Raw genomic sequence first — 14,839 nt, forward strand, 5'->3', positions numbered from 1 at the left:
GCGCCGCTAGCGAGGCGGCACGACGCGCCGCGCTGCGCAACGATTCGCGGCGTGACGTGCTTTTTCATCGGCGCCGGTCCGGGCGCGCCCGACCTCATCACCCTGCGCGCGCAGCGCGTGCTCGCGCGCTGCCGCACCTGCCTTTACGCCGGTTCGCTCGTGCCGACCGCGGTCCTCGACCATCTGCCTGCCGACGCCCGGCGGATCGACACCCAGGCGCTCGAGCTCGACGAGATCGTCGCCGAGATCGCCGCCGCCCACGAGCGCGGCGAGGATGTTGCGCGCCTGCACTCGGGCGACCTTTCGGTCTTCAGCGCCCTCGCCGAGCAGGCGCGCCGACTCGACCGGCTCGGCATCCCCTGGGAGATCGTGCCGGGCGTGCCGGCGTTCGCTGCGGCCGCCGCGGCGCTGCGCCGCGAGCTCACCGTGCCGGGGTTAAGCCAAGCCGTAATCCTGGCCCGTTACGCCCGCAACGCCTCGCCGGTGCCCGACAGCGAGACGCTCGAGCGGCTCGCCGAGCACCGCTCGACGCTCGTCGTGCACCTCGGCGCGCACGCGCTCGCCGAGATCGTCGCGCGCCTGCTCCCCTACTACGGCCCCGACTGCCCGGCGGCGGTCGTCGCCGACGCCAGCCGCCCCGACGAGCGCGTGGTGCGCGCTCCGCTCGCCGAGCTCCCCGCGCGCGCGGCGGAGGCCGGCGTGCGGCGCAACGCCGTGATCTTCGTCGGGCGCGCCCTAGCCGCGGAGGGTTTTTGCGACAGCCACCTCTACTCGCCCGCGCGCGCCGCCTCGCTGCGCGGCGAGTAGCGGGGAGGCCGGCCCGCCCCGCCGCACCGCCCGGCCGGCCGGCCGCGCGAGGAGCGTCGCTTACTCGACCTTTTCCTTTACCGCCGCCCAGAAGTGGTCGCGCAGGCGGATCTTGGCGTCCTGCAGGTCGCGCAGCGAACCGAGCGTCTCTTCAGCTGATTCGATCAGCTGGACGTCGATGTCGCGCGGGATGCGCGGCTCGGCAGCGAGCAGCTCGTCGAGCTCGCGGCGCGACGCCACCTCGATCCAGCGGTCGACGAACTCGCGCGCCGCGTCTCGGATCGCGTCCTCGTCGAGATCTTCGAGCGCGCCGCGGTTGGGCAGCTCGCGGCGCTGGAAGTGCGGGCGCAGGAACTCCTCGTCGAGCTCGATCAGCTCGTCGGTTTCGCGCACGAGCTCGTGCGAGCGCCCGGTGCGCTCGCCCTCGACGAGCGCCATCAGCACCACCTGCACTCCCATGTCCTGGGCGGCGCGCACGGCTTCGCAGAGCTCCTCGTCGCCGGTCAGCAGGTAGGCACGCGCCACCGCTCGCTCGCGCGCGAGCGTCAGCAGGTCGCGCACCATCATCGTCTCGATCCCCTTCTGCTGGCCGCTCGGCGTGACGCGACCGAGGCGCACCTTGACGTAGGGGATCGACTCGATCAACCGGTGGTCGGGGGTCGGAACGCCGCTGCGCGCCCCGTCGTACCAGTAGGTGCGCAGGAGGCGCAGACCGCGCGAGTGTTCGGCGACCCGCGTTTTGATCGCCTGGATCAGGCTCGGGTAGTTGCAGGTGATCTCGACGCGGGAGGTGGTTCCGAAGAGGACGTCGCCCGAGCCAGCGAGCAGATAGCCGGCGTCGACGAACAGAACGCTGTTGGCAATAGTCACGACAACCTCGCTTGCACTTCGTCTGTTTTTTCGGGGGACCACGCGGCTCGCCAAGGGAGCCCGTCCACACCCTCGAACACGAACCGCGTGCGTCCGGGAGGCGCGCACGCGGCCTCGCGGACGCACTGGGCATCATACGACGCGGCGTCAAGCATAGGTACAAAGCAGCGGTCGCCCGCTTCTTCTCCTCCTCCTCTCCTCCTGATCGTTCTCCCCTGGTTCCCTGGCCGCTCGCGTCCGGTGACGCGCTCGGCCGCCGCCCCCTCTCCCGCGTCGCCGCTAGCGGCTGCTCGCTGCGGCCTCGCCGACAATCGCGCCGGCGCGGTCGACGACCAGCACGTCGAGCTCGACGCGGGGGTCGACCTCGGCGCGCGCCACCGCGAGCGCCCGCTCGGCGACCGCTGTCGCTACCGGCACGTCCTCGGCCAGGCAGCGTTCGAGCACCTCGAGAGCGCTGTTCGCCCGCTCGATCGCGTCGACAAGACCGGGACGTGCGCCGCACTCACGGGCGAGGTCGGCGAGGAAATGCAGGTCGACCTGCGAGCGCTGCGAGTGTAGGTCGAGCGCGCCGGCAGCGAGCTTCGAGAACTTCGCGAACCCGCCGGCGAGCGTCAGCCGCCGCGGCCGGCGGCGCGACACGTGGCGCAGCGTCGGGCGCACGAGGTCGCCCATGTCGATCACCGCCAGCTCCGGCAGGCGGTGGCGGCGGGCCGCCGCACGGGCCGAGGCGTCGCCGGTGGCGGCAGCAAGGTGGTCGATCCCCTGGCGGGTGGCGACGTCCACCGCCTGCCGTACCGACGCGATCCAGGCCGAGCACGAGTACGGCACCACCACCCCGGTGGTGCCGAGGATCGAGATCCCGCCGACGATCCCAAGCCGCGGGTTCCAGGTGCGTTTCGCAAGCTCCTCGCCGCCGGGCACCGAGATCTCGACGACGACCGGCGGCCCGAGCTCGGGATCGCAGGCGAGGCCGTGGCGGGCCGCGACACGCGCGAGCTCGGCGCGGATCATGCGGCGCGGCGCGGGGTTGATCGCCGGCTCGCCGACCGCCACCGGCAGACCGGGCAGCGTCACCGTCCCCACGCCAGGGCCGGCGCGAAAGACGGTGCCCGCGTCTGCGCCGCTCTCGGCGGCTGGGCCGACGGCGGGCCCGTTGCCGCTCTGCGGGGGGCCCCCCGCGCGCTCGGACGCCGCGCCCCGCTCGCGCCAGCGCACGGTCGCAACGATCAGCGCGCCGTGCGTGACATCGGGATCGTCGCCGGCGTCCTTGATCACACCCGCCCGCGCCCAGCCCTCGCCCTGCGCGCGCTCGGCGAGGGGGAAGGACGGCCGCCGCCCGCGCGGCAGCTCGATCGTCACAGGGTCTGGGAATTCACCGCCGAGGAGAGCCTCGAGGGCGGCGGCTGCCGCGCCTTGGGCGCAGGCGCCGGTCGTCCAGCCGTAGCGGAGCTTGCCCGCGCGCGCCGCCCGCGGAGCGCCGGCGGCGGTCTCAGACAGCCGCTCGCTCACAGCGTGAGTGTGACCGATCGTGAGGCGAACCGCGCCGCCAAGCGCCATCCTTCGCGCTCGTGGGAAGCGAGAGCGAGAAGGGGTGCGAGAGCGGCGCTAGCGGCGGCGGCGCGACCGCCGCTGCGGGCGCAAGCGTGCCGACGCCCCGGCGCGGCGGCGCCGCGCCCGCGAGCGGCTGCGACGTGCTGATCCTGGGCGGCACGAGCGAGGCGCGCGAGCTCGCGGCGGCGCTCGTCGCGCGCGGTGTTCGCACCGTCTCGTCGCTCGCCGGACGCGTCTCTTCGCCCCGCTTGCCCGCTGGCTCGGTGCGCATCGGCGGGTTCGGCGGGCCCGCTGGGCTCGCTGCGTGGCTAGCCGCACAGCGCCCGCGCGCTGTCATCGACGCCACCCACCCGTTCGCAGCACAGATCTCTGCGCACGCCGTGGCGGCGTGCCGAGCGCAGAGGGTGCCGCTCTTGCGGATCGAGCGTCCCACCTGGCGACCCGGTCCTGGCGACGACTGGCACTACGTGCCTGACGTCGCAGCCGCAGCGCAGCTCGTGCCCCGGCTCGCCGAGCGCGTCTTCCTCGCCATCGGTCGCCAGCAGCTCGAGGCGTTCGCAGCGGTCGCGGAGTGTTTTTTCCTCATCCGCTGCGTCGAGCGACCGACTTGCCCGCTCCCACCCCGCCACGAGCTGGTGCTCGACCGCGGACCGTTCACGCGCGCCGGCGAGCTTGCGCTGATCGATCGCCACCGCATCGGCGCGCTCGTCACCAAAGAGAGCGGTGGCGCCCAGACCGAGGCCAAGCTGCTCGCCGCCCGCACGCGCCGGCTGCCGGTCGTCGTCGTCCGCCGCCCGCCGCGGCCGCCGGCCGAGACCGTCGCGACGGTCGCCGAAGCGGTCGCCTGGCTCGAGCAGACGCTCGCCTGAGCTGGCAGTCGCCCGAGCCGGAGCGACCGGGCCGACGCGACCGAGCCGGAGCGAGCGCCCCGCTCGGTCGACCGCCAGTAGCTCAATAGCTGCGCGGCGTGTAGACGAGCGGCGTGCTTCCGTCCGGGCGCGCCACCACGCGCGTGCGCGACGAACCGACGATGAGAACGCAGCGCATGTCGACGCTCGCGCAGTCGAGCGCGGCGAGCGTCGTGACCGTGACCTCCTCGTCTTCGCTGCCCAGCGCACGCGCCACCACGACCGGCGTCTCGGCGCCGCGCAGCTCGACGAGCAGCTCGCGCGCACGCTCGAGCTGGCTGCGGCGCGACCGGGAAGCGGGGTTGTAGATGGCGATCACGAGATCGCCGGCGCAAGCTGCGCGCAGCCGCTTCTCGATCACCGCCCACGGTTTCAACCGGTCCGAGAGCGACAGCGCGCAGAAGTCGTGCCCGAGCGGCGCACCGACGCGTGCCGCTGCAGCCTGCATTGCGGTGATCCCGGGGAGGACCTCGAGCTCGACGTCGGCGGCGAGACCGTCGCTGTCGAGCGCTTCGCAAACCGCCGTCGCCATCGCGAACACGCCCGGGTCGCCCGACGACACCACCGCTACCCGTCGGCCCTCCCGCGCCAGCGCCACAGCGAGACGGGCGCGGTCGAGCTCCTCGCGGTTGTCGGAGGGATGGCGACGCTGTCCCGGCCGCTGCGGCACGCGCTCGAGGTAGGGGCCGTAGCCGACAAGCTCGTCGGCGTCGCAGAGCGCGGCATGCGCCTCCGGGGTCAGCCAGGCGGGGTCGCCCGGACCGAGCCCGACGACGGTTACAGCCGCCTGCGCGCGCCGCGCCGGGCGACGCCGCCCCGCCGGGCTGCGGTCGGCCGTCGGCACGAGCAGAAGCGACATGTAGGGCACGTCGCCGCTCACCTCGGGCAGCACCTCGACGCGCTCGCGCTCCGTCGTCGCACGCTCGACGTACAGCGAGCGCTCGGCGACGCCCGCCGCTTGGGCGGCGCGGCGCACGTTGCCGAAGGTGCGCCCGAGTTTCAGCACCACGGCGGCGTCGGTTGCGGCGAGCTGGCTCGCGAGCTCCTCCTCGTCGAGCGTCCCTGGCAGCAGCGCGAGCTTGTCGTCGCGTTTGGCCAGAGGAACACCGGCGGCCGCAGCCGCACCGCAGAATGACGGCACTCCCGGTACGACTTCGCAGCGGAAGCGACCGGCCAGGCGTTCGTGCACATATATGTACGACCCGTACACGAACGGGTCGCCCTCGCAGATGAACGCCACGTCGAGCCCGGCACGCAGGCGCTCGGCAATCGCCTCGGCCCAGTCGTCGTAGGCGGCGGCGAGCGCGCGCTCGTAGCCGCCTGCGGGATCGTCCGGCTCGGTCGTAACCGGAAAGACGAGCGGCAGCTCGATGTGGTCGGGCCGCAGGTACGGTTCGGCGATCGAGCGCGCAAAGCTGCGTCCGCGCGGCGCCTGCGGGTAGGCCACGATAGCGGCGCGCTGGATCGCGCGCTGTGCCTTCGGCGTCACGAGCTCGGGGTCGCCGGGGCCGAGACCGACGCCGAACAGCACGCCTTCGCTGCGTGCTCCGTTGACGGTCACACCCCGCTCACTCCTCGGGGCTGGCGAGCGCGTTGACGGCCGCGGCGGCGATCGCGCTGCCGCCGCGCCGGCCGTGCACGACGAGGTACTCGCAGAGGTGATGGCGCGCAGCGAGCGCTCGCTTCGACTCGGCAGCGCCGATGAAGCCCACGGGGACGCCGATCACCGCGGCGGGGCGCGGCCACCCCTGCTCGAGGCGGGCGAGCAGGTGGAAGAGCGCTGTGGGGGCGTTGCCGACAACGACGAGCGCTCCGTCGAGGCGATCCTTCCAGAGCTCGACGCTGGCGGCCGTGCGCGTCGTACCGAGCTCGCGGGCGAGGTGGGCGCTGCGCGGATCGGAGAGCGTGCAGACGACGTCGTTGTCGGCCGGCAGCCGCCGCCTGGTGATGCCGGAGGCGACCATCTGCGTGTCGCAGAAGATCGGCGCTCCCCCTTCTAGCGCTGCGACCGCGGCTTCGGCGAAGTGCGGCGACGCCTCGACGTCGTCGGCGAGGTCGACCATGCCGCAGGCGTGGATCATCCGCACCACGCAGCGCTCGAGGGCGCCGCTGAAACGGTCGAGGCGCGCCTCGGCGCGGATCAGCGCGAACGAGCGGCGGTAGATCTCGCGCCCGTCGCGGATGTAGTCGAGGTCGGGTGCGAGCGCCCCGCCGCGCGCCGGCTCGCCACCCGGCGACGCGCCGCTCTCGCGCGCACCACTGTCGCCTGGGCCGCCGTTACCCGTTTCCCGAGGGCCCGGCCCGCCTGGCCCCGCACCGCTCGACCCGCCGCCGAGCGCAGCAGCCGCCGCCGCCACCGTGCCGAACTCGCGCCGCCCGGCCGGCGTGTCGACGACCACCGCGCTGTCCAGCACCGCGACGCTCACCACGCCCGCAAGGTCGGGCTCGCCACAGCGGCGTTCGCACGCAGCCCAGTGCTCGGGGAGGTCGCCGGCGGTGCGCGCACCCGCGCGCGCCGCGGCGGCGACGCGCACGTCGGCCCGCGCCCGCCCGCACGCACCGAGACCGGCGCAGGCGCTCAGCCCGACCCAGCCCGACTCGGGATCGGTGACGAAACCGGCTGCTTCGAACGCGGCGAGCGCCCGCTCGACGTCCGCTTCCGCAAGGTCGACGACGCCGAGCGACCGCCACGGCGTGACGCGCAGCTCGCCGACGCCTGCCGCCTCGAGCGCGTCGCAGAGCGCAGCCAGCGCCCCGGCGTCGGTGCGACCTAGCGGGGCGAGGGCGAAAACCGCGGCGCGGCCATCGCGTTGCGCGAACCGGCCGAGCGGCCGCTCGCCGGCCGGAGCGACGAGCGCGGGCAGCAGCCGCTCGCCGAGCTCCCCGCCGAGGGCGGCGACGAGCGCAGCAGGCCCGCCGGCGAGCTCGCCGACGTTGCGCGCTCCGTCGGCGATCGTGAGGAAGACGCGGAGGGCGTCGAGCAAGAGGCGCTCGGCTTCCGTCGCAGCCGCGACGAGCCCGCTGCGAAAGCCGCCGACGAGGAGCTCGAACGCGTCCGCCTGGCGATCGCCCGCCTCTCCGCGCTCGCTGTGCCGGGGAACGAGCGCGAGGTCGGCGTCGCTGCGCAGGCCGAGCCCCGAGCCGTCGTCGACGCACACGACAAGGCGGTGCGGCAGCTCGGCAAGCGCCGGGTCGGCGCAGAGCGCGCGATCGAAGCGGCGCACCAGCTCGTCGGTGGCAGCGAGCGCGCGCGGGTGCCTTCCCGCGAGCGGGCTTTGCAGCAGGTTGCGGACGCGGTCGTGCCGGCGCGACGGCAAGAGCCCGCCCTGCTCGAGCAGCTGGGCGAAGCGCGCTTGCTCGCCGATCGGCAACCCTCGCGCCTGCAGGCTGGCCCGCGAGGTCAGCTCGACGATGCCGCTCCCCAGCCCAGCCGCAGCCACGAAGGCGCGCAGCTGCGCGACCGTGACGATCCCCCCGGGCAGCCTGACGCGGGCGAGACCTCCGTCGTCGGCGATGTGCCAGTCAAGAACGCCCGGGCAGCGCGACACGGCTCTAGCCCCCCGATCACGGACCTCCGCCGCTGCGGCTCGTGTCGGCGGCGACGCCGGCACGACCGGTGCGGGCGGAGACGCTCCCGAACCACAGCGAGCGCCCGGCGAGCAGGCGCTCGGCGGCCTCGGCGAACGCGGCGCCCAGCACCGCCCAGAGCACCGCCTGCGTCCCGACGCTGCCGATGCGGAACGACCACAGGGTCGTGGCCGGGAAGTCACGCGGCAGCTCGCGGATCGCGGGCAGCGCGAGGGCGGCGGCAGCGACGATCGCCGCATAGCCGAGCGCCGCCAACAGGCGCCCGCCGGCGGGGCTCAGGGCATGCTGCCAGCGGCGTCGCACGGCCTGGGCGGCGCGCACGGCGGCGACGCTGGCGGCGATCGAGATCCAGATCATCGTCACGAACAGCGCCGTGCGGCGGTCGATCGACTCGGGATCTCCGACCGCGGGCGGATTAGCCGGGTACTTCAGGAACGGCACGAGGAAGACCACGACGAACGCGATCGCAGCGAGCGTCAACGCCGCGCGACCGGGGCCGCCGCCCAGGAGGCGCCGCCACGAGAGGGCAAACGCGAGCGCGAAGAGCCCGCCGACCGCCGCTCCGTAGACGGTCGTCGCGGTCGCGAGACCGAGCGTTTTCTGAAGCGCCCGGGGCACGACCTCGGGCGCTCCGGCGCTACCAGCCGCCGCTTCCTTGGCGGCCTCGTAACCGATCGCCGCGTCGACGGCAGGCTCGGCAACTGCCCAGGCAAAGAGCGCCGCGAACAGGCCGGCGACCGCGCCGGCGACGAGCCCGCGGACCAAAAGCGCGCGCACCACTGCTCTCTCCCCCGCGGTGCCTGTCAGTGGCAGGGGAAGGCGAGCAGGTGGCGGCCGTCGTGCACGAACTCGTGCACGAAGTTGCCGGGCGTGAGCGCTGTGGCCCCCTCGTCGAAACCGACGAAGTAGACGAGCAGCATCAGCACCAGTGCGAACCAAAGCCAGGGCCGCAGCTCGGCCAGCGAGATCGGCGCCGGCGCCTCGATCCGCCCGGCGTTGTGTTCGGCGAGTTGGGTGTTCACAGCGATCGAACCTCCTGGGATGACGCGTCCCACGGACGGCGGATTTTGACGGCGAGCCGAGTCTCCTGGCTTCCGGATCGCAGCTAGCCCCGCCTTCCAGGCATTGGCCCGTGGCTTTTTGGGGTTCGCTCCCCGGTCACAGTGGCGCGACCGCGCCGGACTTGCACCGGACTTCCTCGAGCCCTCGCCGTCCCTGGACGGGCACGATAGCGCCGCTGGCGGCAGAACGCCACCTCGCCCTGGGGCGCCGGGGGCAAGCGCCGACACCGGCTCTCACTGGTGCGCCAGCGTGCGACGGCCGGTATGGCGCTGGCGCTCCTGCGCCCGACCGGCGCGCCTCGCTCCGGTCAAACCTCGAGCCAGAGCTCGCCGTCGCGCACGTGCACGGGGTAGACCCGCACCGCGCCGTCGCCCCCCGCGACCACCTCCCCGGTCGCAAGGTCGATCCGCCAGTTGTGCAGCGGACAGTTCACGCAACCGTCGCCAACGAGCCCATCGGCGAGCGGCCCGCCGGCGTGGGGGCAGGCGTTGTCGCAGGCACGGAAACCGTCGGGCAGGTGGAAGACGGCGATCCGTTTGCCCGCCACCTCGACACTCCGCCCTTCGAGCAGCGGGATGTCGCTGACGCGCCCCACGCGGACGAGCTCGCGGCGCGGAGCGGTCGCACCGGTTGCGACCGTCAACGCTCCACCTCCCCCGCTCTTGCCGCCGAAGCCAGCCGCGGTTGCTCGGGCTCGGTGTCGAGCTCGGCGAACTGCTTCGGGTGCACCGGGTGCTTGCGCTCTCGCCACGGATCTGGGTCGCAGGCGGCTTTGGCGATCGCGAAGCGTTCGCGCAGGGCAGCACCCTCGTCGGGGTCGAGCACGACGCGACGAACCTCCTCGATGCCGACGCGCTCGACGAAGTCGTAGGTGCGCTCGAGATACTCGCCGTTTTCGCGGTAGTACTGGAGGAAGGTGATCGCCAGCCGCTTTGCCTCTTCGGCAGTGTCGACCCGCGCCAGGAGGTCGCCCTTGCGCACGCGCGAGCCGGCGGCGCCGCCCACGTAAACCTCCCAGCCGCCTTCGACGGCGACGATGCCGATGTCCTTCACGTACGACTCGGCGCAGTTGCGCGGGCAGCCCGACACTGCCGACTTCACTTTGTGCGGGCAGTAGAGGCCCTCCATTGCCTTTTCAAGCTCGATTCCGAGCTGGATCGAGTCGCCCAGACCGAAGCGGCAGAAGTCCGAGCCGACGCACGTCTTCACCGTCCGCACCGCCTTGGCGTACGCGTGCCCCGACGGCATGCCGAGGTCTTCCCAGATCGCCGGCAGCTGCTCCTTGCGCACACCCAGTAGATCGATGCGCTGGCCGCCCGTTAGCTTGACGAGCGGCACCTGGTACTTCTCGGCGACGTCGGCGATGCGCCGCAGCTCCTCGGGCGTTGTGACACCGCCGCGCATCCGCGGCACGACCGAGAAGGTGCCGTCACGCTGGATGTTGGCGTGCACGCGGTCGTTGATGAAGCGGGCGTGGCGCTCTTCGCGGTGGCGGTTGTGGTTGATCTCGCTGACGAGGTAGGCGAGCCCGGGCTTGCAGGCGCCGCACTCGCTGCCGGCGCCGCATGCTGCGGCGAGCTCGCCGACCGAGGCGATCTCGCGCTCGCGGCAGATCGCCGCCAGCTGCTCGCGCGTCTGCGCTTTGCACGGGCAGAGATAGGTCGCCTCTTCGACAACACCGCCACGCTCGAGCGCGAGCAGCTCGGTCACGAGCGACTTGCACGAGCCGCAGCCGGCGCCAGCGCGGGTGACGGCGACGACCTCTTGCGTTGAGCCGAGCCCGCGCTCGCGGATCGCTTTCAGGATGTCGCCCTTGCAGACGCCGTTGCAGTTACAGATCTGCGCCGAGTCGGGGAGGTCGGCGGCGCTCGCCTTGCTCGCCTCGGCCAGTAGCCCGAGCGGATCATCGACAGGGCGGCGGTCGCGAACCGCTTCCTGCAGAAGCTCGTAGCCGCGCGTGTCGCCGAGCAGGATCGCGCCGGCCGCGCGCCCCTCTTCGACACACAGTTTGCGGTAGACACGCCGCTCCTGATCGGCGACGGCGACGGCGTGCTCGGCCTCTGGCTGACCGACGCAGACCAGGTCGACACCCATCACCTTGAGCCGCGTGCTTGGTATCGAGCCTTCGTAGCTGACGTCTGCGGCCGGTTCCGCCAGCGTTGCCGCAGCGACCCGCGCCTGCTCGTGGATCGGCGCGACGATGCCGTACACGACGCCGCGGTGTTCCGCGCATTCGCCGACGGCGAGGACGCGCTCGTGCGAGGTGACGAGGCGGTCGTCGACCACCACGCCGCGCCCACACTCGAGACCGGCAGCGCGCGCTAGCTCGGTCCGCGGACGAATACCGATCGAGATCACGCACAGGTCGCAGGGCAAGCTCGAGCCGTCTGCGAAGCGCAACCTCAGGCCGCGCGCGACGTCGCGCTCGATCGCGGTGGTTTCGTGCGACAAAAGGATGCGCACCCCCAGCTCTTCGATCTGGGGCGCGAGCAGCTCGGCCGCGGCCTGGTCGAGCTGGCGCTCCATCAGCCGGTCCATGAGGTGGACGACGGTGACGTCGCAGCCCCGATCGGCGAGCCCGCGCGCCGCCTCGAGGCCGAGCAGACCGCCGCCGATCACGCACGCTCGCGTGCCGGTCTGCGCCTGAGCGCGGATACGCTCGCAGTCGTTCGGCTCGCGGAAGACGTACACGCCGTCGAGCGCAACGCCGGGGATCGGCGGCACTAGCGCTTCGGAACCGGTGCAGAGCACCGCGCGCTCGAACTCGACGCGCGTGCCGTCGGAGAGGCGCGCCTGGCCGGCATCGGGGTCGAGCTGCTCGACCCAGGTGCCAGTGAGCGTGTCGATACGGTGCTCGCTATACCACTCGTCGGGCCGCAAGCGAAGCTCGTCGACGGTTGCACCGTCTGAGAGGAGCTTCGCGAGCGAGACACGGTCGTAGGGGAGCTCGCGCTCGCCACAGATGAGCAGGACGCTGCGCTGATCGCCGCGGCGGCGAAGCTCCTCGCACACCGCCTGGCCGGCGATGCCGCCGCCGATCACGAGCAGCTCGGTGGTCAGCGTGGGCGTGCAATCCATCGCCAGCGAAGGTACGGCCCGATCTGCAGGCCCAATTGCTACGCAACGTCGAACGCCCCTTGCAGCCGTTCGACATCGCGTAGAGCTGCGCGCTAGGCGAGTGCTCGTGCGCGCTCGCGGCAGCGGTCGGCAAAGGCACCGAACATCCGGTCGGCGCGCTCGCGCAGCTGCGCCGAGTGCGCGGCGGCGTCGGCGCGCAAGCGGTCGGCGAAACCGTCGCCCAATGCGTCGCGGGCCTCGCGGCGCATCAGTGGTTCGTCGAGCCACGCGGCGACGAGCTCGCTGTCGGCTTCGGCGTGGAAGAGCACGCCCCAGGCGTTGTCCCCGAGCCGAAACGCCTGGTGCTCCGTGAGCTCGGAGCAGGCGAGCGAGGCAGCGCCGCTCGGAAGGTCGAAGATCTCCCCGTGCCAGTGGAGCACCACGGTGCGCGGAGCGAGGTGCCTGAGCAGCGGGTCACCTTCGCCGGCAGCGGTCACGGTGATCTCGGCGAAGCCGATCTCGGGCTCGTTGCCCGGGCGCACGCTGGCGCCCGCGGCGCGGGCGAGGAGTTGCGAACCGAGGCACACGCCAAGGTACGGCACACCTGCAGCCACCACCCGCTCGATCCAGCGCAGCTCGGCCGCCAGGCCCGGGAGCCGGCGGTCGTCGTTGGCGGACATCGGCCCGCCCATCACCACTACCCCCGCCAGACGCTCGGGATCTGGCAGCGCGCTGTGTCCGTGCGGTTGCACGGCGTCGCGAGCGGCGGCGAGCTCGAGCTGAGCCAGGCCGTCGAGCGGTTCGCACTCGATGAGGTCGAACTCGTCGAGACAGCGCGCGATGCGGTGCGGGCCCTCCCACGGGACGTGACGGACGATCGCTACCGACGCCATGGACGAAGCAGCGTAGTCGCCGCTCGGACCGCTCGAAGTAGCCGCCGGCGCCGCCCCGACCTAGCATCGCCGGAGTGGGTACCCGCGCGGTGCTGCTCGACATCGACGGTGTGCTCTACGTCGGCGAGCGCGCGATCCACGGCGCAACCGATGCCGTGGCCGAACTGCGCCGGCGCGGTTACCTGCTGCGTTTCGTCACCAACACCACGTCGCGGTCGCGCAGCGAGATCCGCCAGCGCCTCCAACGCCTGGGGTTCGTAACGAGCGACAACGAGCTCGTCACACCCACCCGCCTCGCCGTCGCACACTGCCGCCGCCGCGGCTTTGCCGCTGTGGCTTTGCTCGCACCCGCTCGTCTGCGCGCCGAGTTCGCAACTTTGCCCCTCGTGGCCGGTCCAGCCGATGCACGCGCGCACGGTGGTGTCGGCCCGCAGCTCGGCGCCGCTCACTCACCCCCCGCGCAAGTGGACTGCGTTGTGGTCGGAGACCTCGGCGAGGAGTTCGATTACGCGACGCTCAACGGCGCTTTTCGCTGGCTGCTCGACGGGGCCGAGCTCGTCGCGCTGCAGCGCAACCGAACATGGCGTCGCGGCGACGGGCTGGCGCTCGACGTCGGTCCGTTCGTCGCGGCGCTCGAGTACGCAACCGGCCGCCCAGCAACCGTTGTCGGCAAACCGGCGCAGGAGTTCTTCGACCTTGTGCTCCACGACATCGGCGTCGACCGCGAGGAGTGCTTGATGGTCGGCGACGACGTCGAAGCCGATATTGCCGGCGCGCAGCGGCAAGGTATCCCCGCGGCGTTCGTGCGCACCGGCAAGCACAGCGACGAGGACCTCGAACGCTTCGGCGTGCGGCCGCAGGTCGTACTGGACTCGATAGCGGATCTCCCCGACGCCCTGGCGGCGGCAGCGCGCTGAGGTTGCGCGCCGCGCCGACCACCGCCGACAGCGAGCGCGCACAGTTGACGGAGCGCCTCGAGCGGTCTAGCGCGGAAGCCGCGGCGCTAGCACGCGGTACGCCTTGAGCCCGAGCGAGAGCCGCTCGCGGTGGTCGGTGACGAGCGGGTCGAGCCCGGTCAGTTCCCGCACCCGATCGAGCCGGTAAGCAACCGTGTGGCGGTGGGTGTGGATCGCCGTTGCGGTGGCCTGCATGTTGCAGTTGTGCTCCAGGTACGAGGAGAGCGTCGCGACGAGCTGCGTTCCGTACTGCTCGTCGTAGCGGACGAGCGGCGCGACGGTGCGCTCGTAGAGCTCGAGCACCTCCTCGGGGTGACTCACGAGCGCACGGAACAGCAGCCGGTAGGCGCCGTCGGCGATCGCGCCGGGAGCCACCTCGCCGCCCGCCGCCTTCACCTCCAGCACGAGCTCGGCTTCCTCGAGCGCGCGGCGTGCCTCGCCAGCGTCGCGATAGCGCGACGACACCCCCGCCACCGCGTTGCCCGGCAAGCGGGCGGCCAGCCGCTCGACGGGTTCGCGCTCGCCAGGCACAAGGGCGTACACGCGCCCGTCGATCGCCTGGACAATCGCATCGGGTCGCTCGCTACGCACCGCGGCGATCACGCGGCCCGCGACCGGTCCGCCAGGGTCGGCACACAGGGCCACATACCCGTCGGCGAGATCGCACCCCAGGCGGCGCGCCGAGCGCGAGATCGTCTGCCCGTCGGTGTCCTCGCCGCGCAGAACTCTTTCGAGGAAGGCGCCGCGGAGGGACTGCGCCGTCTCTTCACGCGCGTCGGCGACCGCCACCTCGGTAAGGGCGGCGATCGCCGCCATTTGCAGGTACTCGCTGGGATCTTCGGTCGGCTCACCCAAGAGCAGTACGGAGCCGACCCGCTGACCACCCGACACGATCGGCACCTCGGCGGTTACCTCGTCGGGAGGCTCCGGGTCGGCCCCTCGCGAGCGAGCTACGACGTACTGCTCGAAACGCTTCCACCCCGGGTCGGCGACGCCCAGGCGCGGCACCACGATCGCCACAGGCGCCCCGACATAGCGGGCGGCGATCCGCGCCACGCCCCGCAGCCCCTCGCCCGCCAACACCGCACCCACCATCTCGAGATGGGCGCCACGTGGCGTGGCGAGCTGACCCGGGCCGGACACGGAT

Annotated in this window: 13 protein-coding genes, 1 pseudogene and 1 riboswitch; of the genes and pseudogenes, 3 read left to right on the top strand and 11 right to left on the bottom strand. The window is 72.8% G+C overall.

The annotated features are described in order from the left end of the window. Nucleotides 1-51 precede the first annotated feature (51 nt). Nucleotides 52-807 carry a precorrin-4 C(11)-methyltransferase gene (gene cobM / locus JDY09_RS07115; protein ID WP_274716235.1) on the top strand — a complete coding sequence of 252 codons (756 nt, stop codon included), beginning with the start codon at nucleotides 52-54 and terminating at the stop codon, nucleotides 805-807. A 60-nt stretch (nucleotides 808-867) separates the two neighbouring features. On the opposite strand, the gene JDY09_RS07120 is transcribed toward cobM, so the two are convergent. Both JDY09_RS07120 and cbiD read right to left on the bottom strand, forming a co-directional pair. After that, nucleotides 868-1,677 carry an NYN domain-containing protein gene (locus tag JDY09_RS07120; RefSeq protein ID WP_274716236.1) on the bottom strand — a complete coding sequence of 270 codons (810 nt, stop codon included), beginning with the start codon at nucleotides 1,675-1,677 and terminating at the stop codon, nucleotides 868-870. Nucleotides 1,678-1,956: 279 nt separating this feature from the next. Beyond that, entirely contained in the window at nucleotides 1,957-3,234 is a 1,278-nt protein-coding gene (gene cbiD / locus JDY09_RS07125; protein WP_274716237.1) for a cobalt-precorrin-5B (C(1))-methyltransferase CbiD, read from the bottom strand. A 134-nt stretch (nucleotides 3,235-3,368) separates the two neighbouring features. On the opposite strand from cbiD, the gene JDY09_RS07130 reads away from it, so the two are divergent. Then, on the top strand, nucleotides 3,369-4,097 hold the full coding sequence (locus JDY09_RS07130; RefSeq protein WP_428837477.1) for a cobalt-precorrin-6A reductase: 729 nt from the start codon (nucleotides 3,369-3,371) through the stop codon (nucleotides 4,095-4,097). Nucleotides 4,098-4,179: 82 nt separating this feature from the next. Here the strand turns inward: JDY09_RS07130 and cobJ are convergent, their stop codons facing one another. From cobJ to JDY09_RS07165, 8 genes and pseudogenes are all read right to left on the bottom strand, one after another. After that, nucleotides 4,180-5,697: a precorrin-3B C(17)-methyltransferase gene (gene cobJ / locus JDY09_RS07135; protein ID WP_274716239.1), complete on the bottom strand. Its 1,518-nt coding sequence runs from the start codon at nucleotides 5,695-5,697 to the stop codon at nucleotides 4,180-4,182. Nucleotides 5,698-5,704: 7 nt separating this feature from the next. Then, nucleotides 5,705-6,319, bottom strand: coding sequence for a precorrin-8X methylmutase (locus tag JDY09_RS10000; protein ID WP_428837478.1), 615 nt, complete (start codon nucleotides 6,317-6,319; stop codon nucleotides 5,705-5,707). A 450-nt stretch (nucleotides 6,320-6,769) separates the two neighbouring features. Next, nucleotides 6,770-7,747, bottom strand: a pseudogene (locus JDY09_RS10005) (precorrin-3B synthase); the annotation flags it as partial. Continuing rightward, nucleotides 7,701-8,501 carry a CbtA family protein gene (locus tag JDY09_RS07145; RefSeq protein ID WP_274716241.1) on the bottom strand — a complete coding sequence of 267 codons (801 nt, stop codon included), beginning with the start codon at nucleotides 8,499-8,501 and terminating at the stop codon, nucleotides 7,701-7,703. The pseudogene JDY09_RS10005 and the gene JDY09_RS07145, both read right to left, overlap by 47 nt. Before the next feature lie 26 nt (nucleotides 8,502-8,527). Further along, nucleotides 8,528-8,746, bottom strand: coding sequence for a CbtB domain-containing protein (locus JDY09_RS07150; RefSeq protein ID WP_274716242.1), 219 nt, complete (start codon nucleotides 8,744-8,746; stop codon nucleotides 8,528-8,530). Nucleotides 8,747-8,804: 58 nt separating this feature from the next. Further along, nucleotides 8,805-8,924: riboswitch (cobalamin riboswitch) on the bottom strand. 169 nt (nucleotides 8,925-9,093) lie between these two features. Next, nucleotides 9,094-9,429, bottom strand: a complete 336-nt coding sequence (gene nirD / locus JDY09_RS07155) for a nitrite reductase small subunit NirD (RefSeq protein ID WP_274716243.1) — start codon at nucleotides 9,427-9,429, stop codon at nucleotides 9,094-9,096. After that, a complete protein-coding gene (gene nirB, locus JDY09_RS07160) occupies nucleotides 9,426-11,864 on the bottom strand; it encodes a nitrite reductase large subunit NirB (protein ID WP_274716244.1) in 2,439 nt (812 codons plus the stop codon). The genes nirD and nirB overlap by 4 nt, the downstream gene beginning before the upstream one ends. 92 nt (nucleotides 11,865-11,956) lie before the next feature. Beyond that, nucleotides 11,957-12,736 carry a type 1 glutamine amidotransferase gene (locus JDY09_RS07165; RefSeq protein WP_274716245.1) on the bottom strand — a complete coding sequence of 260 codons (780 nt, stop codon included), beginning with the start codon at nucleotides 12,734-12,736 and terminating at the stop codon, nucleotides 11,957-11,959. A gap of 74 nt (nucleotides 12,737-12,810) precedes the next feature. On the opposite strand from JDY09_RS07165, the gene JDY09_RS07170 reads away from it, so the two are divergent. Then, nucleotides 12,811-13,653, top strand: coding sequence for an HAD-IIA family hydrolase (locus JDY09_RS07170; protein WP_274716246.1), 843 nt, complete (start codon nucleotides 12,811-12,813; stop codon nucleotides 13,651-13,653). 66 nt (nucleotides 13,654-13,719) lie between these two features. Here JDY09_RS07170 and JDY09_RS07175 read toward each other — a convergent pair whose 3' ends face one another. Continuing rightward, nucleotides 13,720-14,835: a PucR family transcriptional regulator gene (locus tag JDY09_RS07175; protein WP_274716247.1), complete on the bottom strand. Its 1,116-nt coding sequence runs from the start codon at nucleotides 14,833-14,835 to the stop codon at nucleotides 13,720-13,722. Between the last annotated feature and the right edge of the window lie 4 nt (nucleotides 14,836-14,839).

The organism is Thermoleophilum album, from assembly GCF_028867705.1.
In the GTDB taxonomy this organism is placed as follows: domain Bacteria; phylum Actinomycetota; class Thermoleophilia; order Solirubrobacterales; family Thermoleophilaceae; genus Thermoleophilum.

Bases quoted from the DNA above. Each gene is read 5' to 3' on its own strand.
- JDY09_RS07165 (WP_274716245.1), bottom strand. From the start codon at position 12,736: ATGGCGTCGGTAGCGATCGTCCGTCACGTCCCGTGGGAGGGCCCGCAC.
- cbiD (WP_274716237.1), bottom strand. From the start codon at position 3,234: ATGGCGCTTGGCGGCGCGGTTCGCCTCACGATCGGTCACACTCACGCT.
- nirB (WP_274716244.1), bottom strand. From the start codon at position 11,864: ATGGATTGCACGCCCACGCTGACCACCGAGCTGCTCGTGATCGGCGGC.